General features: G+C 70.9%; 17 protein-coding genes. 13 read left to right on the top strand and 4 right to left on the bottom strand.

What is annotated here, in order from left to right; all coding sequences use genetic code 11:
- Positions 1 to 11 precede the first annotated feature (11 nt).
- Positions 12 to 698 carry a maleylpyruvate isomerase family mycothiol-dependent enzyme gene (locus ACZ5CW_RS25715; protein WP_468605209.1) on the bottom strand — a complete coding sequence of 229 codons (687 nt, stop codon included), beginning with the start codon at positions 696 to 698 and terminating at the stop codon, positions 12 to 14.
- 224 nt (positions 699 to 922) lie between these two features.
- On the opposite strand from ACZ5CW_RS25715, the gene uvrA reads away from it, so the two are divergent.
- A complete protein-coding gene (gene uvrA, locus ACZ5CW_RS25710) occupies positions 923 to 3,949 on the top strand; it encodes an excinuclease ABC subunit UvrA (RefSeq protein WP_468605207.1) in 3,027 nt (1,008 codons plus the stop codon).
- Positions 3,950 to 4,140: 191 nt separating this feature from the next.
- Here the strand turns inward: uvrA and ACZ5CW_RS25705 are convergent, their stop codons facing one another.
- Together ACZ5CW_RS25705 and ACZ5CW_RS25700 are read right to left on the bottom strand one after the other, a co-directional pair.
- Positions 4,141 to 5,052, bottom strand: coding sequence for a carbohydrate kinase family protein (locus tag ACZ5CW_RS25705; RefSeq protein ID WP_468605205.1), 912 nt, complete (start codon positions 5,050 to 5,052; stop codon positions 4,141 to 4,143).
- Entirely contained in the window at positions 5,049 to 6,251 is a 1,203-nt protein-coding gene (locus ACZ5CW_RS25700) for a LacI family DNA-binding transcriptional regulator (RefSeq protein WP_468605203.1), read from the bottom strand. Before ACZ5CW_RS25700 ends, ACZ5CW_RS25705 begins: the two co-directional genes overlap by 4 nt.
- A 316-nt stretch (positions 6,252 to 6,567) precedes the next feature.
- Between ACZ5CW_RS25700 and ACZ5CW_RS25695 the strand changes: the two genes are divergently transcribed.
- Positions 6,568 to 6,996 carry a Rieske (2Fe-2S) protein gene (locus ACZ5CW_RS25695; RefSeq protein ID WP_468605201.1) on the top strand — a complete coding sequence of 143 codons (429 nt, stop codon included), beginning with the start codon at positions 6,568 to 6,570 and terminating at the stop codon, positions 6,994 to 6,996.
- A gap of 20 nt (positions 6,997 to 7,016) precedes the next feature.
- On the opposite strand, the gene ACZ5CW_RS25690 is transcribed toward ACZ5CW_RS25695, so the two are convergent.
- A complete protein-coding gene (locus ACZ5CW_RS25690; RefSeq protein WP_468605199.1) occupies positions 7,017 to 7,964 on the bottom strand; it encodes a hypothetical protein in 948 nt (315 codons plus the stop codon).
- A gap of 480 nt (positions 7,965 to 8,444) precedes the next feature.
- Between ACZ5CW_RS25690 and uvrC the strand changes: the two genes are divergently transcribed.
- The 11 genes from uvrC (at position 8,445) to ACZ5CW_RS25635 (ending at position 22,521) form a co-directional block, all read left to right on the top strand.
- A complete protein-coding gene (gene uvrC, locus ACZ5CW_RS25685; RefSeq protein ID WP_468605197.1) occupies positions 8,445 to 10,589 on the top strand; it encodes an excinuclease ABC subunit UvrC in 2,145 nt (714 codons plus the stop codon).
- Positions 10,586 to 11,626 carry an RNase adapter RapZ gene (rapZ, locus tag ACZ5CW_RS25680; RefSeq protein ID WP_468605195.1) on the top strand — a complete coding sequence of 347 codons (1,041 nt, stop codon included), beginning with the start codon at positions 10,586 to 10,588 and terminating at the stop codon, positions 11,624 to 11,626. The genes uvrC and rapZ overlap by 4 nt, the downstream gene beginning before the upstream one ends.
- Positions 11,623 to 12,717, top strand: coding sequence for a gluconeogenesis factor YvcK family protein (locus ACZ5CW_RS25675; protein WP_468605193.1), 1,095 nt, complete (start codon positions 11,623 to 11,625; stop codon positions 12,715 to 12,717). Before rapZ ends, ACZ5CW_RS25675 begins: the two co-directional genes overlap by 4 nt.
- Positions 12,708 to 13,697: a DNA-binding protein WhiA gene (whiA, locus tag ACZ5CW_RS25670; RefSeq protein WP_030809753.1), complete on the top strand. Its 990-nt coding sequence runs from the start codon at positions 12,708 to 12,710 to the stop codon at positions 13,695 to 13,697. Before ACZ5CW_RS25675 ends, whiA begins: the two co-directional genes overlap by 10 nt.
- A 152-nt stretch (positions 13,698 to 13,849) precedes the next feature.
- Positions 13,850 to 16,804, top strand: coding sequence for a M14 family metallopeptidase (locus ACZ5CW_RS25665; protein ID WP_468605191.1), 2,955 nt, complete (start codon positions 13,850 to 13,852; stop codon positions 16,802 to 16,804).
- Between the two features lie 297 nt (positions 16,805 to 17,101).
- Positions 17,102 to 18,109, top strand: coding sequence for a type I glyceraldehyde-3-phosphate dehydrogenase (gene gap / locus ACZ5CW_RS25660; RefSeq protein ID WP_023551595.1), 1,008 nt, complete (start codon positions 17,102 to 17,104; stop codon positions 18,107 to 18,109).
- A 134-nt stretch (positions 18,110 to 18,243) separates the two neighbouring features.
- Entirely contained in the window at positions 18,244 to 19,455 is a 1,212-nt protein-coding gene (locus tag ACZ5CW_RS25655) for a phosphoglycerate kinase (RefSeq protein WP_468605189.1), read from the top strand.
- A gap of 5 nt (positions 19,456 to 19,460) precedes the next feature.
- Positions 19,461 to 20,237, top strand: coding sequence for a triose-phosphate isomerase (gene tpiA / locus ACZ5CW_RS25650; RefSeq protein ID WP_468605187.1), 777 nt, complete (start codon positions 19,461 to 19,463; stop codon positions 20,235 to 20,237).
- A 114-nt stretch (positions 20,238 to 20,351) separates the two neighbouring features.
- Positions 20,352 to 20,582 (top strand): preprotein translocase subunit SecG, encoded by a 231-nt coding sequence (gene secG / locus ACZ5CW_RS25645; RefSeq protein ID WP_468605185.1) that lies wholly within the window; start codon positions 20,352 to 20,354, stop codon positions 20,580 to 20,582.
- Between the two features lie 215 nt (positions 20,583 to 20,797).
- Positions 20,798 to 21,133, top strand: a complete 336-nt coding sequence (locus ACZ5CW_RS25640; RefSeq protein WP_006349936.1) for an RNA polymerase-binding protein RbpA — start codon at positions 20,798 to 20,800, stop codon at positions 21,131 to 21,133.
- A gap of 179 nt (positions 21,134 to 21,312) precedes the next feature.
- On the top strand, positions 21,313 to 22,521 hold the full coding sequence (locus ACZ5CW_RS25635; RefSeq protein ID WP_468605230.1) for an MFS transporter: 1,209 nt from the start codon (positions 21,313 to 21,315) through the stop codon (positions 22,519 to 22,521).
- The last annotated feature ends 60 nt before the right edge of the window (positions 22,522 to 22,581 follow it).

The raw sequence follows: 22,581 nt of genomic DNA, 5'->3' as shown, positions 1-22,581 counted from the left end.
CGGTCGTCGCGCTACAGCGCGGGCAGCTTCGGAAGGGTCCCGCCCCGTACGTCCAGCGCCGCACCGTCGCGGCGTCCGGCGAGCCAGCCCACCAGATCCGCGGGCCGGCCGCTGACCGTGACCTCGGGCTCGTCCGCCGTACGACCGGTGCGCCACGCGTGCGTGCCGTCCGTGACGCGGGTCGCCGGGACGTCGGGGTGCCCGGAGAACCGCTGGGTGAGGAAGTCGATCTCCCGTTGCGTGAACTCGTCCGGAAGGTCCTCCAGCTCGTATCCCACGCCGAGGTCGACGTGGTGCAGTTCCACCTCGACCCACCGCCGGAACGGCACCCGGGAGGCGGAGTCGGTGACCCCGTTGCGCAGTTCGACCGTGCGCGTCCAGTCCGCGGGCGCGTCCCCCGCCGCCAGGAAGCGGGCCCCGCTCTCGCCCAGGTCGGAGAGCTGGAGGTCGAGGGGGCGCGGGGCGTCGCGCTCGATGTCGGCGTCCCGCGCCTCGGCGCTGGCGTACATCGGACGGCCTTGCAGGACGTTCACGAGCGCGTCCGCGTTGCGGGCGAGGTGGGCCACGACGTGACCCCGGCTCCAGCCGGGGAGCCGTGACGGCTCGGCGAGCGAGGCGTTGTCCAGTTCGGCGACCGCGGTGAGGAGCCGCTCGGTCGCGTCACGTACACATGCCAGGTCATGAGCGTGATCAATCATGGTGCTGACCCTAGCGGCGCCACACCTTCGGGTGAAGGTGGTGAACCTCGCCCGCAAATCGAAAGCACGTGCTATATCGTCGATGGTGGCGTCGGGCATGCTGGAGGACCGGGGGTTGTTATGCAACCGGGCAATCCGACCGGCGTTGTCAGTGGCTCCCCCTAGTCTGAAGAAGCACGGGGGCCCCGCCCCTGTCACTTCTCTCAAGAAAGGTGCGGACCGGCGTGGCCGACCGTCTCATCGTCCGTGGCGCGCGCGAGCACAACCTGAAGAATGTCTCGCTCGACCTGCCTCGTGACTCGCTCATCGTCTTCACGGGCCTGTCCGGGTCGGGCAAGTCCTCCCTGGCCTTCGACACGATCTTCGCGGAGGGCCAGCGCCGCTACGTGGAGTCGCTCTCCTCGTACGCCCGGCAGTTCCTCGGCCAGATGGACAAGCCGGACGTGGACTTCATCGAGGGCCTGTCCCCGGCGGTCTCCATCGACCAGAAGTCGACCTCGCGCAACCCGCGCTCGACGGTCGGCACGATCACCGAGGTCTACGACTACCTGCGTCTGCTCTTCGCGCGCATCGGCAAGCCGCACTGTCCCGAGTGCGGCCGCCCGATCTCGCGCCAGTCGCCGCAGGCCATCGTGGACCGGGTCCTGGAGCTGCCGGAGGGGAGCCGCTTCCAGGTGCTGTCGCCGCTGGTGCGCGAGCGCAAGGGCGAGTTCGTCGACCTCTTCGCCGACCTGCAGACCAAGGGCTACTCCCGTGCGCGCGTGGACGGCCAGACCGTCCAGCTCTCCGAACCGCCGACGCTGAAGAAGCAGGAGAAGCACACCATCGAGGTGGTCGTGGACCGCCTCACCGTGAAGGACTCCGCCAAGCGGCGCCTCACCGACTCCGTGGAGACCGCCCTCGGCCTGTCCGGCGGCATGGTCGTGCTCGACTTCGTCGACCTCCCCGAGGACGACCCCGAGCGCGAGCGCATGTACTCGGAACACCTCTACTGCCCGTACGACGACCTGTCCTTCGAGGAGCTGGAGCCCCGCTCCTTCTCCTTCAACTCGCCCTTCGGCGCCTGCCCCGAGTGCACCGGCATCGGCACGCGCATGGAGGTCGACCCCGAGCTGATCGTCCCGGACGAGGACAAGTCCCTCGACGAGGGCGCCATCCACCCCTGGTCGCACGGGCACACCAAGGACTACTTCGGCCGCCTGGTCGGCGCCCTCGCCGACGCGCTGGGCTTCCGCACGGACATCCCCTTCGCGGGCCTGCCCCAGCGCGCCAAGAAGGCCCTGCTCCACGGCCACAAGACCCAGATCGAGGTGCGGTACCGCAACCGGTACGGCCGGGAGCGCGTGTACACCACGCCCTTCGAGGGCGCGGTGCCCTTCGTGAAGCGCCGGCACAGCGAGGCCGAGAGCGACGCCAGCCGCGAGCGCTTCGAGGGCTACATGCGCGAGGTGCCCTGCCCGTCCTGTGCGGGCACGCGCCTGAAGCCGATCGTCCTCGCGGTCACGATCATGGAGAAGTCGATCGCCGAGGTCTCCGCCATGTCGATCAGCGACTGCGCGGACTTCCTGGGCGAGCTGAAGCTGAACGCCCGCGACAAGAAGATCGCCGAGCGGGTGCTCAAGGAGGTCAACGAGCGGCTGCGCTTCCTGGTCGACGTCGGCCTGGACTACCTCTCGCTGAACCGCGCGGCCGGCACCCTCTCCGGCGGCGAGGCCCAGCGCATCCGCCTGGCCACGCAGATCGGCTCCGGCCTCGTCGGCGTCCTGTACGTCCTGGACGAGCCGTCCATCGGCCTGCACCAGCGGGACAACCACCGGCTGATCGAGACCCTGGTCCGGCTGCGCGACATGGGCAACACGCTCATCGTCGTGGAGCACGACGAGGACACCATCAAGGTCGCCGACTGGGTCGTGGACATCGGTCCCGGCGCGGGTGAGCACGGCGGCAAGGTCGTGCACAGCGGCTCCCTGAAGGAGTTGCTGGCCAACACCGAGTCGCAGACCGGTGCCTACCTCTCGGGCCGCAAGTCGATCCCGCTCCCGGACGTGCGCCGTCCTCACGACCCGTCCCGGCAGCTCACCGTGCACGGCGCACGTGAGAACAACCTGCAGGACATCGACGTGTCCTTCCCGCTGGGCGTGTTCACGGCCGTCACGGGCGTCTCCGGCTCCGGCAAGTCGACGCTGGTCAACGACATCCTGTACACGCACCTGGCCCGCGAGCTGAACGGCGCGCGGAACGTCCCGGGCCGGCACACGCGCGTGGACGGCGACGACCTGGTCGACAAGGTCGTCCACGTCGACCAGTCGCCGATCGGCCGCACCCCGCGGTCCAACCCGGCGACCTACACCGGTGTCTTCGACCACATCCGCAAGCTGTTCGCCGAGACCACCGAGGCGAAGGTCCGCGGTTACCTGCCCGGCCGCTTCTCCTTCAACGTCAAGGGCGGCCGCTGCGAGAACTGCTCGGGCGACGGCACGATCAAGATCGAGATGAACTTCCTCCCGGACGTCTACGTCCCGTGCGAGGTCTGCCACGGCGCCCGGTACAACCGGGAGACCCTGGAGGTCCACTACAAGGGCAAGTCCATCGCCGACGTGCTGAACATGCCGATCGAGGAGGCCACCGACTTCTTCGAGGCCGTCCCGGCCATCTCCCGGCACCTGCGGACGCTGAAGGACGTCGGCCTCGGCTACGTCCGCCTCGGCCAGTCCGCGACGACCCTGTCCGGCGGCGAGGCCCAGCGGGTGAAGCTCGCCAGCGAACTGCAGAAGCGCTCCACCGGACGCACGGTCTACGTCCTGGACGAGCCGACCACCGGTCTGCACTTCGAGGACATCAGCAAGCTGCTGACCGTCCTCGGCGGCCTGGTCGACAAGGGCAACACGGTCATCGTCATCGAGCACAACCTCGACGTGATCAAGACCGCCGACTGGGTCGTGGACATGGGTCCGGAGGGTGGTGCCGGCGGTGGCCTGGTGGTCGCCGAGGGCACGCCCGAGGAGGTCGCCGGGGTCCCGGCGAGCCACACCGGCAAGTTCCTGCGCGAGATCCTCGGCGCCGACCGCATCAGCGACGCGGAGCCCGTGAAGGCGCCGCGTGGCACGACGGCGAAGAAGACGGCCGCGGCCAAGTCGCCGACGAAGCGGACGGTCACGGCCAAGGCCAACAGCACGGCGACCAAGAAGGCCGCCGCGGCCACGAAGAAGGCGACGCCCGCGAAGAAGACGACGCGGGCCCGCAAGGCCTGAGCCGACCGGCCGTGCCGGACCCCGGGCCGGAAGACCGTGCCTGACACAACATCAAAGAACCGGCGCCCCGCGGGAACTCCCCGCGGGGCGCCGCTCGTTCCACCTTCAGACAGTCCGGTCCGGCGGTTCCGCAGATCCCCCGACCGCATGTCCGGCCGCGCCTTGACAAGACCACAGGGGAAACAGACCGCTCACCACATACTCAGCTCGGCCGCGTACGGCGGCTCGGCTCCCGCCCGCGAGCAGGTGATCGCCGCCGCGCGTGCCGCGAAGCGCAGCAACCGCGTCCAGTCCTCCCTCCCCAGGGCCGCGAGCGCGCGCGGAGAGAGGGCGTCCAGGGCGGACAGACCGTGCAGCAAGGCCGCGTTCACCGTGTCACCGGCACCGATGGTGTCCACGACGTCGACCTTCTCACCCGGCACGGAGTGCTCCCCGCCGTCCCGGGTGAACACGGTCAGTCCGTCGCCGCCCCGGGTGACCACGACGGCCGACGGACCCGCGGCCAGCCACTCGCCGGGGGTACCGCCCAGCCAAGCGGCGTCCTCGGCGGAGAGCTTCAGCAGCGTCACCGAGGGCAGCCAGCTCTTGAAACGCGCCCTGTAGGCGTCCGCGTCCGGGATCAGTCCCGCCCGGACATTGGGGTCCAGCGCGGTGAACAGCCCCTGCCCGGCCGCCGTCCGCATCAGCTCCTCGTAGGCGCTCGCCCCCGGTTCCAGGACGAGCGAGCAGGTGCCGAAGGACACCGCGCGCGTGCCGGCGGGAAGAGCGGCCGGGGCGGTGAACAGACGGTCGGCGGTGCCGTCGACGTAGAAGGAGTACGCGGCCGAGCCACCGCCATCGATCGTGGCCACCGCGAGGGTCGTGGGCTCCGGTCCGCGTGCCACTCCCGACACGTCGACTCCGGCCTCCCGCAGTCCGTCGAGCAGGGCCTCGCCGAAGGCGTCGGACGACGTCCGGGAGCAGAAGGCGGTGGGGGAGCCGAGCCGGCCGAGGGCCACCGCGGTGTTGTACGGGCCGCCGCCGAGCGCCGGCTTCAGATCCGCGAGGGCACCGGGGCCCTGCGGTACCAAGTCGATCAGTGCCTCTCCGGCGACGACGATCACGAGGTGGTTCCCTTCTCGGACGGTGAGGATGATGCGGTCGGCCCGCCCTCTTCGAACCCGGCCGGATCCTCCGGGCACCCGCACGAGGTGCGGTGCACGAACGCGCTCGGCAATCGCACCGTCCGGGCCGGGCGGCCCGGGTCGGCCAGGCGGTCCAGGAGGACCCGGACGGCCGTGGCGCCGAGTTCCGTGCTGGGCTGGGCGACGGCGGTGAGCCGGGGCGAGAACAGGTCAGCCCAGGCGAAGTCGTCGAAACAGCACAGGGCGATGTCGTCCGGCACGGACAGGCCCTGTCGGCGCAGGGCGCGCAGGGCGCCGATGGTCATCGCGTTGTTGGCGGTGACGAGTGCCGTGGGCGGATCGGGCAGGGCGAGCAGCGCGGCCGTGGCCTGCTCGGCACCGGCGGATTCGGAATGGCCGGACACGACGAGCCGTTCGTCGTACCCGAGGCCCGCGCAGGCCAGACCGGCCCGGTAACCGGTGACGCGCTCACTGGTCGTACTGAGCCCCGGCTGGCCCGCCACCAGGCCGATCCGGCGGTGCCCCAGCCCGGCCAGATGGGTCACCAGCCGGGCCGTCGGTTCGGCGCTCTCGGCACAGACCTGATCAAAGCCCGGCGTGCCCGCGGCAGGGCCGGCCTCCTCTCCGGCCCCGCCCCTCCCGCCGGCTCCGGCGGCCACTTCCCCGACGGTGTCCGTGCCACCGTCGGCGCCCGCCTCGCCGTCCGCCGCGGCCGCGTTCAGCACGCGCGCGTCGATCACCCGGTCCAGGAACACGGCCGGTACGGCGTGGCGGCGCAGATAGCCGACGAGGTCGTGCGGGTGCGCGGACGGGGCGACGATCATGCCGTCCACCCGGCGCTCGTGGAGGAGCTGTACGACCTTGCGTTCGTGCCGGGGATCGTCGTGGGGATCGGCGATGAGCAGGCTGTACCCCGCTTCCAGCGCGGCGGCCTCGACGCCCTGGAGGATCTCCGTGAAATACGGGTTGCTGATCGCCGACACCGCGAGGCCGATGGAGCGGGTGCGGGAGGTCACCAGGGAGCGGGCCAGTGTGTTGGGCGTGTAGCCGAGCGCGTCGACGGCATCCAGTACGGCTTGGCGGGTGTGCGGCAGCACCGGGCGCGTGCCGTTGAGCACATGAGAGACGGTCGCCACGGAGACTCCGGCGCACCGGGCGACGTCCGCCATGGTCGGCATGCTGTCCCCTCCCTGGGGTGTCTGGGCCGCACTGCTCGGCCGACGGGCTGACCGGGCCGCCCTCGGGTCCGCCTCACCGGCTGAGCCGTGCGCCGGTTCCCTACGCGCCTCCCGGCCGGGAAGGTATCCCATGCACCGCCCCCGCGTAAACGCTTACGCAAGCGTTTACGCGACCTCGCTCGGACTCCGCGCCGCACTCCGCCGGACCTCGGCCTCGCCCGCCCGGGCCGGCCCCGCCCTCGCCGCCCCGCGCCACGACCCGCCCACCCGCCCGGGTATCGTCGCCCCGCACGCCCCTTGACCTGTGGAGTTCCAGATGCCCGCCCGCCCGTCCACCAGCCGCCGCACCGTCCTTCGAGGGGCCGCCGTGGCCCCGGTCGCCGGGCTCGGCCTGGCAGCGTGCTCGGCTCCGGGCGGCGGCGACTCCGCTGCGGCCACGCCGACCGCGCCGGTCGACCTCGGCGCCGAGCACGAGGTCGCGAAGGGCGGCGCCAAGCTCTACCGGGACCACAACGTGGTGGTCAGCCGTGACGGAGACGGCGCCCTGAAGGCGTACAGCACCATCTGCACGCACGCGGGGTGCCCGATCAACAAGCTGCAGGGGACGACCCTGGTCTGCCCCTGCCACGGCAGCCAGTTCGACGCCGTCACGGGCGAAGTGGTCCAGGCGCCGGCCACAGTGCCCTTGACCGAACTGTCGGTGAAGGCCGCGAACGGCAGGATCGTCGCCGGTCCCGCCGCCTGACCGGCGGCATCAGGGGCCGTTCACTCCCAGTCCCAGGCGATGCCCACGATGCCCGGCCGTATCCGCGGCTCGACCACGTGGACGCAGTGGTGGGGCCAGGTGACGGACAGTTCCTGCCGGCCGCTGCGCGGGGCGGCCGGCGAGTGCTGGGTGAAGCGGTGACAGCGCGCCGGCAGCGCGGCCGCGTCGAATCGCACCTGGAGGGCGTACTGCCCGCCGGGGAAGCCGAAACGGTGGAGGTACTCGCCGCAGGCCCCGGCCGTGCCGTCGTCGATGCCGTACCGGAAGAGGAAGGTGTCGCCGGAGCGGAGGCGGGTGCCGAAGAGCAGCTCGGCCACCAGCACGCCCGTGTCCTGGTCCCAGCGGACACGCCCCGTGCGGCAGTTCTCCAGGGCCCGTACCCGCATGTCGCGCGGGCTGCTGCCGGGTTCGCCGTGGTGCACGGCGACGAAACGGTCGACGCCGTCGCGGTGGGCCCGCACGATGTGGTGGGCCTCGCGTCCCGCCAGCTCGCGTCGGGCGCCCACCCGGACGCGTTCGTGGTGGCCCAGGGTGTGCAGTCCGCCGTCGAGGGACCAGCCCAGCTCGGTCCGGAGCCGGTCCACGACGTCCGAGGCCTCGATCAGGGAGCGGTACGTGCGGCCTGCCGGGCGGCCGGCCACCGCGTGCCCGTCGGACTCGGCGAGCAGCCGGATCAGTGACTCGTCCGGCAGCTGGAGGATCTCCTCCAGCGCCCGCACGGCCCGCAGCGACTCCGGGCGCTGCGGGCGGCGTGCGCCCTGCTGCCAGTAACTCAGGCTGGTCACGCCGACCTTGACCCCGTGCCGCGACAGATGGTGCTGGACGCGCTGGAGCGGCAGCCCGCGTGCGGCGATCGCGGCGCGCAGTGCGACGTGGAAGGGGCCGCCCCGCAGGGCCGTGTCCAGTTCCGCGGTGGGGACGTCCGCGTGCTCTGTGGCATGCCGCATGCCGAGAGGCCTTTCTATGAGGTGTCACTACGGCTGGTCAGACCGTCTGTGCGGGTGTGCGGGGCCACCCCCGTGGGCGTCGTGGACGCCCGTAGCCGCGCATGCCGCGCCCGTTCACGTGCGGGCGCGGCCCCGAGTTCCCGTGCATTGAAGCGTGTTGACCAGACCCCGACAACACCTCTGACCCGGCCGCGGCACACTCCTGGCCGGACCATGCCCTCATGCGGGCGGGCGACGTGGGCGGTGCGGGCTTCCCGGGGCCGTGTCCAGGGGGTCGTACCGAGGACGGGGCGGACGGCGGCCGGGGCCCGGCATGGCTGGAAACGTGCCGGTCGGAAGCGGAGCGTGCCCGTCAGCCCGTCGAGCCGGGTCGGGGGACCGGGCGGCGGACCGGATGCCGCCCCGGACGGCGGACGGTAAGGGTCCGGGCGTGTCCACAGGCCCGTCGCGCTGTCGGTGCTCGCCAGTAGGGTGTGAGACATGGCCGATCCCTCCAGCTACCGCCCCAGGCCGGGTGAGATCCCGGATTCTCCCGGGGTGTACAGGTTCCGTGACGAGCACCGCCGGGTGATCTACGTCGGAAAGGCGAAGAGCCTGCGCCAGCGCCTGGCGAACTACTTCCAGGACCTGGCGAACCTGCACCCGCGCACCCGGACGATGGTGACCACCGCCGCGTCCGTGGAGTGGACCGTGGTGTCCACCGAGGTAGAGGCGCTGCAGCTGGAGTATTCCTGGATCAAGGAGTACGACCCCCGGTTCAACGTCAAGTACCGCGACGACAAGAGCTACCCGTACCTCGCGGTGACGATGAACGAGGAGTTCCCGCGGGTGCAGGTGATGCGCGGTCACAAGAAGAAGGGCGTCCGCTACTTCGGGCCGTACGGGCACGCGTGGGCCATCCGGGACACCGTCGACCTGCTGCTGCGCGTCTTCCCGGTGCGCACCTGCTCGGCCGGCGTCTTCAAGAACGCCGCCCGCACCGGCCGGCCCTGTCTGCTCGGCTACATCGGCAAGTGCTCCGCCCCCTGCGTCGGCCGGATCGAGCCCGAGGACCACTGGGAGCTGGCCGACGAGTTCTGCGACTTCATGGCGGGCCGCACCGGTACCTACCTCCGCCGTCTGGAGAAGCAGATGATGGAGGCGGCCGAGGAGATGGAGTACGAGCGGGCCGCCCGCCTGCGCGACGACATCGAGGCCCTGAAGAAGGCCATGGAGAAGAACGCGGTCGTGCTCGCCGACGCGACCGACGCCGACCTCATCGCCGTCGCCGAGGACGAGCTGGAGGCGGCCGTCCAGATCTTCCACGTGCGCGGCGGCCGGGTGCGCGGCCAGCGCGGCTGGGTGACCGACAAGGTGGAGGAGGTCACCACCGGCGCCCTGGTCGAGCACGCCCTGCAGCAGCTGTACGGCGAGGAGACCGGGGACGCGGTCCCCAAGGAGGTCCTGGTCCCGGCGCTGCCCGAGCCGGTCGAGCCGGTCCAGGAGTGGCTGACCGGCCGCCGCGGGTCGAACGTCTCGCTGCGCATCCCGCAGCGGGGCGACAAGAAGGCGCTCATGGAGACCGTGCAGCGCAACGCCCAGCAGGCCCTCGTCCTGCACAAGACCAAGCGTGCCTCCGACCTGACCACGCGCTCACGCGCGCTGGAGGAGATCGCCGAGGCCCTCGACCTGGACAGCGCCCCGCTCCGGATCGAGTGCTACGACATCTCGCACCTCCAGGGTGACGACGTGGTCGCCTCCATGGTCGTCTTCGAGGACGGCCTGCAGCGCAAGAGCGAGTACCGGCGCTTCCAGATCAAGGGCTTCGCCGGACAGGACGACGTCCGCTCCATGCACGAGGTGATCACCCGCCGCTTCCGGCGCTACCTCGCCGAGAAGGAGAAGACGGGGGAGTGGGCCGACGGGGCCGACCCGGGGGACGCCCCCACCGACGGCGACGGTGCTCCCACCGACGGTGCCGGCGCTCTCGCCGGTCCGGACGCGATGACCGGCGGCTTCCAGGACGACGGGGTCACCGGCACCCTCAAGGACGAGGACGGTCGCCCCAAGAAGTTCGCCTACCCGCCCCAGCTCGTCGTCGTCGACGGCGGTCAGCCGCAGGTGGCGGCGGCCCGGCGCGCCCTGGACGAGCTGGGCATCGACGACATCGCCGTCTGCGGGCTGGCCAAGCGCCTGGAGGAGGTCTGGGTGCCCGGCGAGGACGACCCGGTGGTCCTGCCGCGCACCAGCGAGGGTCTCTACCTGCTCCAGCGCGTCCGTGACGAGGCCCACCGCTTCGCGATCACCTACCAGCGCGTCAAGCGTGCCAAGCGCTTCCGGTCCAGCCCGCTGGACGACGTCCCCGGCCTCGGCGAGACCCGCAAACAGGCGCTCATCAAGCATTTCGGCTCGGTGAAGAAGCTTCGGTCCGCCACAATCGAGCAGATCCAGGAAGTGCCCGGGATAGGCCGGAAGACGGCCGAGACCATCGCCGCGGCCCTCGCCCGGGCGACTCCGGCCGCACCTGCCGTGAACACGGCGACCGGAGAGATCATTGAGGACGAGGAACCCGATACGACGGGGGGTTCCTCGGGAAAGCCCGTGACTGCGGGCGTCCCGGACGAACGACGGGGGCAGGAGACATGACCGAGCACGACGCACAGCCCACAGCGCGACGAGATCAGACGCACAGCGACACGGGCGACGATGTCGTCCGGCACGACGCCGGCCAGGACACGGGCCGGGACAGCGGCCAGGACACGGGCCAGGACAACGGAGCACAGGTGAGTACGGGCAGCGAGACAGCCGGGGTCCCCGAGGCGGCCATCCCCGAGCTGGTGATCATCTCCGGCATGTCCGGAGCGGGCCGGTCGACGGCCGCGAAGTGTCTGGAGGACCTCGGCTGGTTCGTCGTGGACAACCTCCCGCCCGCGCTCATCCCCACCATGGTGGAGCTGGGCGCCCGCTCCCAGGGCAACGTGGCGCGGATCGCCGTCGTCGTGGACGTACGGGGCCGCCGCTTCTTCGACAATCTGCGGGAGTCCCTAGCGGACCTGGAGGCGAAGAACGTCACGCGGCGGATCGTCTTCCTGGAGTCCTCCGACGAGGCCCTGGTGCGCCGCTTCGAGTCGGTGCGCCGGCCGCACCCCCTGCAGGGCGACGGCCGCATCGTGGACGGCATCGCCGCCGAGCGGGAGCTGCTGCGCGAGCTGCGCGGGGACGCCGACCTGGTGATCGACACCTCCAGCCTCAACGTGCACGAGCTGCGCGCCAAGATGGACGCCCAGTTCGCCGGCGAGGAGGAGCCCGAGCTGCGGGCCACCGTCATGTCGTTCGGCTTCAAGTACGGCCTCCCGGTCGACGCCGACCTCGTGGCGGACATGCGGTTCCTGCCCAACCCGCACTGGGTCCCGGAGCTGCGCCCGTACACCGGCCTCAACGAGGAGGTCGCGGCCTACGTCTTCAACCAGCCCGGGGCGAAGGAGTTCCTCGACCGGTACGCCGAGCTGCTGCGGCTCATCGCGGCCGGCTACCGGCGTGAGGGCAAGCGGTATGTGACCATCGCCATCGGCTGTACCGGGGGCAAGCACCGCTCGGTCGCGATGTCGGAGAAGCTCGCCGCGCGCCTCGCGGCCGAGGGCGTGGAGACGGTGGTCGTGCACCGGGACATGGGACGGGAATGACGGGACGTACACCGCGGCTGAGCAGGCTGCGCCGGGTGGTGCCGGAGGGCCGCGCGAGCCGTGCCGGGGCCGAGGCCCGGGCGGCCCGGCCCGCCGAGGCCCGAGGCGGCCGCGCCCGCCGCCGGGGCGCCCAGCCCAAGGTCGTCGCCCTCGGCGGCGGCATGGGGCTGTCCGCCTCGCTCGCCGCGCTGCGCCGGATCACCGGCGACCTCACCGCCGTCGTCACCGTGGCCGACGACGGCGGTTCCAGCGGTCGGCTGCGTGACGAGCTGGGGGTGCTGCCGCCCGGCGACCTGCGCAAGGCGCTGGCCGCGCTGTGCGGCGACGACGACTGGGGCCAGACCTGGGCCCGGGTCATCCAGCACCGCTTCCAGTCCCAGGGCGACCTGCACGACCACGCGGTCGGCAATCTGCTCATCGTCGCCCTGTGGGAGCAGCTCGGCGACCACGTCCAGGCCCTGGACCTGGTCGGCAAGCTGCTCGGCGCGCACGGGCGCGTGCTGCCCATGTCCGCCGTACCGCTGGAGCTGCAGGCCCTGGTCAAGGGGCACGACCCGGAGCGCCCGGACGACGTGGACACCGTGTGCGGACAGGCGACCGTCGCCCTCACGCCCGGTGAGGTGCAGTCGGTGCATCTCGTGCCGCACGACCCGCCCGCCGTCCCGGAGGCCGTCGCCGCCGTCCTGGACGCGGACTGGGTGGTGCTCGGCCCCGGCTCCTGGTTCTCCTCGGTCATCCCGCATCTGCTCGTCCCCGAGCTGCTGGACGCCCTCACCGAGACCAAGGCGCGCAAGGTGCTGTCCCTGAACCTCGCTCCGCAGCCGGGAGAAACCGAGGGCTTCTCCCCGCAGCGTCATTTGGAGGTTTTGGGGCGACACGCCCCTAAACTCGCCCTGGACGTGGTGCTGGCCGACGAGGCCGCCGTGCCCGACCGCGATTCGCTCACCGAGGCCGCCAAGCGGCTGGGAGCCGCGGTCGAGCTGGCGCCGGTGGCCCGGACCGACGGAAGCCCCCGGCACGACCCGGAGCTGTTGGCCGCCGCGTACGACCGTATTTTTCGGATGCATGGAAGGATCGGCCCATGGCGATGACGGCAGCGGTGAAGGACGAGATCTCTCGGCTCCCCGTCACCCGGACCTGCTGCAGGAAGGCGGAGGTCTCCGCCATTCTGCGGTTCGCCGGCGGCCTCCACCTGGTGAGCGGGCGCATCGTGATCGAGGCGGAGCTGGACACCGCGATGGCGGCCCGCCGTCTCAAGCGGGACATCCTGGAGATCTTCGGCCACAGCTCGGAGCTGATCGTGATGGCACCCGGCGGGCTGCGTCGCGGCTCGCGGTACGTCGTGCGGGTCGTCGCGGGCGGTGACCAGCTGGCCCGGCAGACGGGCCTGGTGGACGGCCGGGGCCGGCCGATCCGCGGGCTGCCCCCGCAGGTCGTCTCCGGGGCCACGTGCGACGCGGAGGCGGCCTGGCGCGGGGCCTTCCTGGCGCACGGCTCGCTGACCGAGCCGGGCCGTTCCTCCTCCCTGGAAGTGACCTGCCCGGGCCCCGAGGCAGCGCTCGCGCTGGTCGGGGCCGCCCGCCGGCTGTCGATCGCCGCGAAGGCCCGTGAGGTGCGCGGTGTGGACCGGGTGGTCGTCCGGGACGGTGACGCCATCGGCGCGCTGCTGACCCGGCTCGGCGCCCATGAGTCCGTGCTGGCCTGGGAGGAGCGCCGGATGCGCCGCGAGGTGCGGGCCACGGCCAACCGGCTCGCCAACTTCGACGACGCCAACCTGCGCCGCTCCGCCCGCGCCGCCGTGGCCGCCGGGGCCCGGGTGCAGCGCGCCCTGGAGATCCTCGGCGAGGAGGTCCCCGAGCACCTCGCGGCCGCCGGGCGTCTGCGCATGGAGCACAAGCAGGCCTCCCTGGAGGAGTTGGGCGCGCTCGCCGACCCGCCCCTGACGAAGGACGCCGTCGCGGGCCGGATCCGCCGTCTGCTGGCGATGGCCGACAAGCGCGCCTCCGACCTGGGCATCCCGAGCACGGAGGCCAACCTCAGCGAGGAGCTGGCGGACAACCTGGCCGGCTGACCGGACGGCGCGTCAACTGGCCGGTGCCGACGCCCATTCGGGTGATCGGCACCGGCTTTTGCGTGTCTGTGAGGCGCCCTTGACTCGATCATGAAGTGACATGAGCCTGGCAACCTGTTCGTCGCTGTGGCGAACCACCGGTAGGGGGGTTCATGAGACACAGAGCGAGATCGATCCTCGCTGTCGGCGCGCTTCTCCTCGGGGGAGCGAGCCTTGCACCCATCGCCCAGGCACGGAGCGGAACGTCGGCCGCGTCCGACCCCGACGAGGTCAAGGTCTTCCGCGCCGAGGTCACTCCGAAACAGATTCCCCTGCTCCTCAAGGCCGGGCAGGACGGCCACGAACTGGGCGAGCAGGCGACCGGGAAGGGGAAGACCGAGGTCGAGGTCTACCTCACCGGCAAGCAGGCCCGGAAGCTGCGGAAGCAGGGCGTCCACCTCACCGAGCACACCCTGTCGGCCAAGGCCGCGGCCCGTGTCGAGGACGCCTCCCAGGGCGTGTTCCGGCCCTACAGCGGCAGCGGCGGCCTGGAGGAGGAGATCCTCCGCACCGCGCAGGCCAACCCCGGCCTGACCAAGGTCGAGTCCATCGGCAGGACCATCGAGGGCCAGAACATCCTCGCGGTCAAAGTGACCAAGAACGCGAAGAGGTCGAAGGACGGATCCAAGCCGTCCGTGCTGTACATGTCCAATCAGCACGCACGCGAGTGGATCACGCCGGAGATGACCCGGCGGCTGCTGCACCACTACCTGGACCACTACAAGACCGACAAGCGCATCAAGAAGATCGTCGACTCGACCGAGCTGTGGTTCGTGCTCTCGGCCAACCCCGACGGCTACGACTACACGTTCCAGAACTCCGACACCCGCCTGTGGCGCAAGAACCTGCGGGACGTCAACGGCGACGGCGCCGTCAGCACGGGCGACGGGGTCGACCTCAACCGCAACTTCGCCTACAAGTGGGGCTACGACGACGAGGGGTCGTCCCCCAACCCCACCAGCCAGACCTACCGCGGCGCGAGTCCCGCGTCCGAGCCCGAGACCCGGGCGCTGGACGCCTTCGAGAAGCGCATCGGCTTCACCTACGGCATCAACTACCACTCCGCCGCCGAACTCCTCCTCTACGGCGTCGGCTGGCAGGTGGCGACCCCGACACCGGACGACGTCCTGTACGAGGCGCTCGCCGGCACCCCCGGCAACTCCGCCGTCCCGGGCTACCACCCACAGGTCTCCTCGGAGCTGTACACCACCAACGGCGAGGCGGACGGACATGCCTCGAACGTCAACGGCATGGCGATGTTCACCCCGGAGATGTCGACCTGCCAGACCGCGTCGGACATCGACCCGGACGACGCCTGGAAGCCCGCGGACTGCCGGTCGGTCTTCAACTTCCCCGACGACGAGAAGCTGATCCAGCAGGAGTTCGAGAAGAACGTCCCGTTCGCGCTGTCCGTCGCCGAGACCGCCGCGCATCCGGACAAGCCGGCCTCCTCGGTCGGCCTGAGCGCCGCGGACTTCACCCCGGCCGTGTTCTCCACGTCGTACTCCCGGGGCGCGGACCAGGAGGTCTCGGTCGTCGTCCGCAAGGCGATCCGGGACAAGGAGCTGAAGTACCGCGTCAACGGCGGCCGTACGCTCGACCAGGCGCTGAAGTCCTGGAAGGGCGGGCAGACCTACGGCGGTGAGGACGACCTCTACTTCGACGAGTACCGGGCGAAGGTGCAGGACGGCGAGCCGGGCGACAGGGTCGAGGTGTGGTTCACCGGCGAGACGAGGAGCGGCAAGAAGGTCTCCAGTGCCCACTTCACCTACACCGTCGCCGAGCGGCCGAGGGCGGACACCCTCGTCGTCGCCGAGGAGGGCGCGACCGCCGCGCAGGCGCAGAAGTACGTGGACGCCGTCGCGGCGGCCGGGCACAGGGCGATCGTGTGGGACGTCGCCGCGCGGGGCGTTCCGGACGCGCTCGGCGTGCTGAAGCACTTCCGGACGGTCGTGCACTACTCCGGCGCCGGCGGCCCGGGCAACCCCGTCCAGCTCCAGCTGCGCGCCTACCTGAACGAGGGCGGCGGGCTGATCGAGGCCGGTGAGCTGGCCGGAGGCACCGTCGATCTCGGCGACGGCACCCCGTCGGACGACTTCAGCCAGTACTACCTGGGCGCTTACAGCCGTACGTCGACCGAGGGAGCCACCGGCTTCACCGGCACCGGTGCCCTCGACGGCTTCACCGGCGCCCTCGGCGACACGCCCGGCAACCCGCTGGACCGGGCCGGTACCTACGGCGTCACCTCCGACGAGCTGCCGGTGTCCGCGTACCCGCAGTTCAAGAGCGCGGGGGCGGGCCGGTTCGCCGGGACGGTCAACCCGTACGGGCCGTACGCCGGCTCCGGCATGGCCGCCGCGGTGCACACCGACGACGCCTACAAGCGGCTGACCCGCACGATCGATCTCACCGGCGTCAGCGCCGCCGACAAGCCGGCCCTGAGCACCCGGCTGCTGTGGGACACCGAATCCGGTTACGACCACGTGGTGGTCGAGGCGCACACCGTGGGCGCCGACGACTGGACGACGCTGCCGGAGGCCTCGGGCGCCACGAAGACGGCCGTGCCGGCCGAGTGCGGGGCCGGGTTCCTGATCGGCGAGCACCCGTGGCTCAGGCACTATCTGACGCTCGCGGGCAACGCGTGCACCGCGACCGGCACCACCGGCGCGTGGAACAGCCTCACCGGCACCTCGGCCGGCTGGCAGCAGGTCGGCTTCGACCTGAGCGCCTACGCCGGGAGGTCGGTCGAGGTCTCGATCGCCTATGTCACCGACCCGGGCAGCGGCGGACACGGTGTCCTCGCCGACGACGCCTCGCTGGTCGTCGGTGGTACGGCGAAGGAGAGCGAGGGCTTCGAGTCGTCCCTGGGCGCCTGGAAGCCGGCCGGACCGCCTGCGGGCAGCCCGGCGGTCCTGAAGGACTGGACACGCACCGGAACCCTGTTCCAGACCTACGGAGCGGTCGCCACGGACGACACGGTGCTGCTCGGTTTCGGTCTCGAACAGGTGCCGTCGGCGGCCGACCGGGCCGCCCTGCTGAGGAAGGCGTACGCCTCGCTCGACAGGTGAGCGCAACCCCCTCTCAACGGTGCATGGAACGGGCACTCGACAGGTGAGCCGACCCGCTCACGAACGAGTGAAAACGGCGTCAATAACAGGCCGCATTCCGTAACGAATACGGGCGAAGCCGCTGCCGATCCCTGGTGGTCCGTACCCCTACTGGCGGGTACGGACCGCCTGCCCTCTATGCGGCATCTCGATGTCACCTCGGGGGCCTCAGAGAGGTAGGGTCGGGGGTGGTCGGGGACATCCCAAATACAGCTCGCCGGCACCGCATGGCCGGCGTACCAACGAGGAGATCGGTTCGTGACGATCCGCGTAGGCATCAACGGCTTCGGCCGTATCGGCCGTAACTACTTCCGCGCGCTGCTGGAGCAGGGTGCAGACATCGAGGTTGTGGCTGTCAACGACCTGGGTGACACCGCGACCACGGCGCACCTGCTCAAGTACGACACGATCCTGGGCCGCCTCAAGCAGGAGGTCTCCCACACCGCCGACACCATCACCGTCGACGGCCACACCATCAAGGTGCTCTCCGAGCGCAACCCGGCCGACATCCCGTGGGGCGAGCTGGGCGTCGACATCGTCATCGAGTCGACCGGCATCTTCACCAAGCGCGAGGACGCCGCCAAGCACCTCGCCGGCGGCGCCAAGAAGGTCCTCATCTCGGCTCCGGCCAAGGACGAGGACATCACCATCGTGATGGGCGTCAACCAGGACAAGTACGACGCGGCCAACCACCACGTCATCTCCAACGCCTCCTGCACCACCAACTGTGTGGCCCCGATGGCGAAGGTTCTCGACGAGAACTTCGGCATCGTCAAGGGTCTGATGACCACGGTGCACGCGTACACGAACGACCAGCGCATCCTCGACTTCCCGCACAAGGACCTGCGCCGCGCCCGCGCCGCCGCCGAGAACATCATCCCGACCACCACCGGTGCCGCCAAGGCCACTGCCCTGGTCCTGCCGCAGCTCAAGGGCAAGCTGGACGGCATCGCCATGCGCGTCCCGGTCCCGACCGGCTCGGTCACCGACCTGGTCGTCGAACTCGGCCGTGAGGTCACCAAGGAAGAGGTCAACGCCGCCTTCCAGAAGGCGGCCGAGGGCGAGCTGAAGGGCCTCCTCGACTACACCGAGGACCCGATCGTCTCCTCCGACATCGTCAACGCCCCGGCGTCCTGCACCTTCGACTCCTCCCTGACCATGGTCCAGGAGGGCAAGAACGTGAAGGTCATCGGTTGGTACGACAACGAGTGGGGCTACTCCAACCGCCTCGTCGACCTCACGGTCTTCGTCGGCAACCAGCTCTGATCGCCGAAGCAGGACCTTGAAGTGAGAGCAGGGCTCGGGCAGCGCACCGTCGCGCTGTCCGGGCCCTGTCCTACGCCCGGACCACGTCCTCTTACGATCAGGTGCACCACGAGCCCTCCTCAGGAGTCCACCCCATGAAGACGATCGACGAACTTCTCGCCGACGGCGTGAGCGGCAAGCGGGTCTTCGTCCGCGCCGACCTCAACGTGCCGCTCGCCGACGGGACGATCACCGACGACGGCCGCATCCGCGCCGTCCTGCCCACCGTCAAGGCCCTCACCGAGGCGGGCGCCAAGGTGGTCGTCGCCTCGCACCTGGGCCGCCCCAAGGGCGCCCCGGACCCCGCCTTCTCGCTGCTGCCCGCCGCCGAGCGCCTCGGTGAACTCCTCGGCGCCCCGGTCGCCTTCGCGCAGGACACCGTCGGCCCCGCCGCCCACGACGCCGTCGACGGCCTCCAGCCCGGCCAGGTCGCGGTCATCGAGAACCTGCGCTTCAACCCCGGCGAGACCTCCAAGGACGACACCGAGCGGGGCGAGTTCGCCGACCGGCTGGCCGCCCTCGCCGACGTCTACGTCGGCGACGGCTTCGGCGCGGTCCACCGCAAGCACGCCTCCGTCTACGACCTCCCGGCCCGGCTGCCGCACTACGCCGGCTACCTCATCGCCACCGAGGTCGGCGTCCTGAGGAAGCTCACCGAGGACGTCAAGCGCCCCTACGTCGTCGCGCTCGGCGGCGCCAAGGTCTCCGACAAGCTCGCCGTCATCGACCAGCTGCTGGGCAAGGCCGACCGCCTGCTCATCGGCGGCGGCATGGCGTACACCTTCCTCAAGGCCAAGGGCCACGAGGTCGGCATCTCCCTCCTGCAGGAGGACCAGATCCCGGCCGTCACCGAGTACCTGGAGCGCGCCGAGAAGCAGGGCGTGGAGCTGGTGCTCCCCGTCGACGTCCTCGTCTCGCCGGAGTTCCCGGACCTGAAGGCGAAGGCGCCGACCAACCCCACGACCGTCGACGCGGACAAGATCCCCGCCGACCAGGAGGGCCTGGACATCGGCCCGAAGACCCGAGAGCTGTACGCCTCGAAGCTCGCCGACGCCGAGACCGTCTTCTGGAACGGTCCCATGGGCGTCTTCGAGCACCCCGACTACGCCGAGGGCACCAAGGCGGTCGCCCAGGCCCTCGTCGACTCGAACGGCTTCACCGTCGTAGGCGGCGGTGACTCCGCCGCGGCCGTGCGTACGCTCGGCTTCGACGAGAACGCATTCGGCCACATCTCGACCGGTGGCGGCGCCTCCCTCGAATACCTCGAGGGCAAGACGCTCCCCGGCCTCGCCGCACTGGAGGACTGACCTCAATGAGCACGCGCACGCCGCTGATGGCGGGCAACTGGAAGATGAACCTCAACCACCTCGAGGCCATCGCACACGTCCAGAAGCTCGCCTTCGCCCTGGCCGACAAGGACTACGACGCCGTCGAGGTCGCCGTCCTGCCGCCCTTCACCGACCTGCGCTCCGTGCAGACCCTGGTCGACGGCGACAAGCTCAAGATCAAGTACGGCGCCCAGGACCTGTCGGCGCACGACTCCGGCGCCTACACGGGCGAGATCTCCGGCTCGATGCTGGCCAAGCTGAAGTGCACGTACGTGGCGATCGGCCACTCCGAGCGCCGGCAGTACCACAACGAGACCGACGAGCTGGTCAACGCGAAGGTCAAGGCCGCCTACAAGCACGGCCTCACCCCGATCCTGTGCGTCGGCGAGGAGCTGGACGTCCGCGAGGCGGGCAACCACGTCACCCACACCCTCACCCAGGTCGAGGGCGGTCTGAAGGACCTCCCGGCCGAGCAGGCCGAGACGATCGTGATCGCCTACGAGCCGGTGTGGGCCATCGGCACCGGCAAGGTCTGCGGTGCCGAGGACGCCCAGGAGGTCTGCGCCGCCATCCGCGGCAAGATCGCCGAGCTGTACTCCCAGGACGTGGCCGACAAGGTCCGCATCCAGTACGGCGGCTCCGTGAAGTCGGGCAACGTCGCCGAGATCATGGCCCAGGCCGACATCGACGGCGCCCTGATCGGCGGCGCCTCGCTGGACGCCGACGAGTTCGTCAAGATCGTGCGTTTCCGCGACCAGTGATCAGGGCTGTGAGTAGGCGGTAGCGGCGATACGTCGTACCCTTGCGGGGGCACAGCCGAGATGCTGTGCCCCCGTCGTCCATCCGTGTCCGAGGAAGTTGGTCCAGCCGTGGTTATGGGGTTCTCGATCGCCCTGATCGTCTTCAGCCTGCTGCTGATGCTGCTGGTGCTGATGCACAAGGGGAAGGGCGGCGGCCTCTCCGACATGTTCGGCGGTGGCATGCAGTCCTCCGTCGGCGGTTCCTCGGTGGCCGAGCGCAACCTCGACCGGATCACCGTCGTGATCGGCCTGCTGTGGTTCGCGTGCATCATCGTCCTCGCCATGCTGATGAAGACGAACAGCTGACACCCGAACAGCACGTACATCACGCACATTCCGCACGTAAGGCCCCATGTTCGGTACGCGCTCCGGAGCGCGGCCTATCATGGGGCTTGCGTCTAGGTGTGGGGGCTGTAACTCCAATCACTGGACGCGCGTTGGGCCTTACGTAGACTGAGGCGCTCGCAGCGAAGCGGAACGCCGACTCGCTTCGCGGCACCATTACGCAGGGAGTTACGACCGTGGCAAGTGGCAACGCGATCCGAGGAAGCCGGGTCGGGGCGGGGCCGATGGGCGAGGCCGAGCGCGGCGAGTCCGCGCCGCGTCTGCGCATCTCCTTCTGGTGCTCCAACGGGCACGAGACGCAGCCGAGCTTCGCCAGCGACGCTCAGGTCCCCGACACCTGGGACTGCCCGCGCTGCGGCTTCCCGGCCGGTCAGGACCAGGACAACCCGCCGGACCCGCCGCGCACCGAGCCGTACAAGACGCACCTCGCGTACGTACGGGAGCGGCGCAGCGACGCGGACGGCGAGGCGATCCTCGCCGAGGCGCTCGCCAAACTGCGCGGCGAGATCTAGGACTTTCACCGGCCGGGTGCCCGCGGGCGCCTGGCCGGAGCCGTTTCGCCCCGCTGCGGACGGCCCGTTGTCAGTGGTGCCCTCTACGGTTCACGCACGGGCGAATCGTGAGGGGGCGCGTAGCTGTGGTCGAGGGGGCGAGCGGGGGTGCGCCCGCGTGGGGCGGGGGATTCGGGCGACTGTGGACGGCCGCCGTCGTCTCCCGGTTCGGCGACGCGTTGCGCACGTCCGCGTTGCCGCTGCTCGCCGTGCACCTGACCGACGAGCCACTCGTCGTCGCCTCCGTCACCGCCTGCGGCTATGTGCCCTGGCTGCTGTTCGGGCTGTTCGGCGGTGCCGTGGCGGACCGCGTCGACCAGCGCCGGGCGATGTGGGTCGTGGACGCGGTACGGGGGCTGCTCGTCGCCGGGTTCGCCCTCGCAGTGGGTTCGGGACACGCCACCATCCCTGTGCTGATCGCCCTCGCCTTCTCGCTCACCGCCCTCCAGACGCTGTTCGACAACGCCGCCACGGCCCTGCTGCCGTCCCTCGTCAGGGGCGAGGCCCTGGGCGCCGCCAACGCCCGGCTGATGACCGGTCAGCAGCTGGCGGGCGGACTCCTCGCGGGCCCCTTCGTGCCGCTGCTGCTGGCGGCCGGGGCGTTCATGCCGTTCGCGGCGGACGCGGCCACGTACGCGGTGGCGGCCGCCCTGGTGGCGTCCTTGCGGATACGGCCGCCGGAGCGGGAGCCGAGCCCGGCCGGCAGCACCCTGCGCGCGGAGATCGGGGCGGGCCTGCGCGCCCTGTGGCGCGACCGGGCGCTGCGCGCGGTCTGCGGGGCGACCCTGCTGTGCAACATCGGGATGGGTGCCCTGATCGCCACGCTGGCGCTGCACGTCACCCGCTGGCTGGACGCGGGCAGCGCCGGATACGTCGCCGCCATGACGGCGTACTCGGCCGGAAGTCTGGCCGGCGGTTTCGTCGCCCAGCGGATTGCGCGCCGTACCGGGCGGGTTCGGGCCCTGCTGCTCGGCGGGGCGGTGCAGACCGGCTCGCTGCTGCTCCTCGGGTCCGTACGGCACGTGTCCGCACTGGTCGCCGGGATGCTGCTGCTCGGCGCGATGAGCATGGTCTGGAACGTCAACCAGGTCACGCTGATCCAGCAGCGCAGCCCCGCCTCGATGGTGGGCCGTGTCTCCTCCGCCTTCCGCACCGCTTCTACCTCCGGCGCCCCGCTCGGCGCGCTCCTCGGCGGGGCCGTGGCCCGGCTGTACGGCCTCAACGCACCCGCCCTGTTCGCAGCCGTCCTCTTCGCCCTGTCCGTCACCGCGCTGATACCGGCACGCAAGCCGGACGTACCTGTTGTCGTCCACGAGGACAGCGCCGCCACCGCTCGTCCCGCGAGCTGATCAATTAGGTTGGGACCGGCAGCGGGGCAAGGTACGCAGCAGGACAGGTGCAGGAAAGAA

Source organism: Streptomyces sp. NPDC031379 (assembly GCF_055569615.1).
The sequence above is the reverse complement of the archived record's forward strand: the minus strand, read 5'-3'. Positions and strand labels throughout refer to the sequence as shown.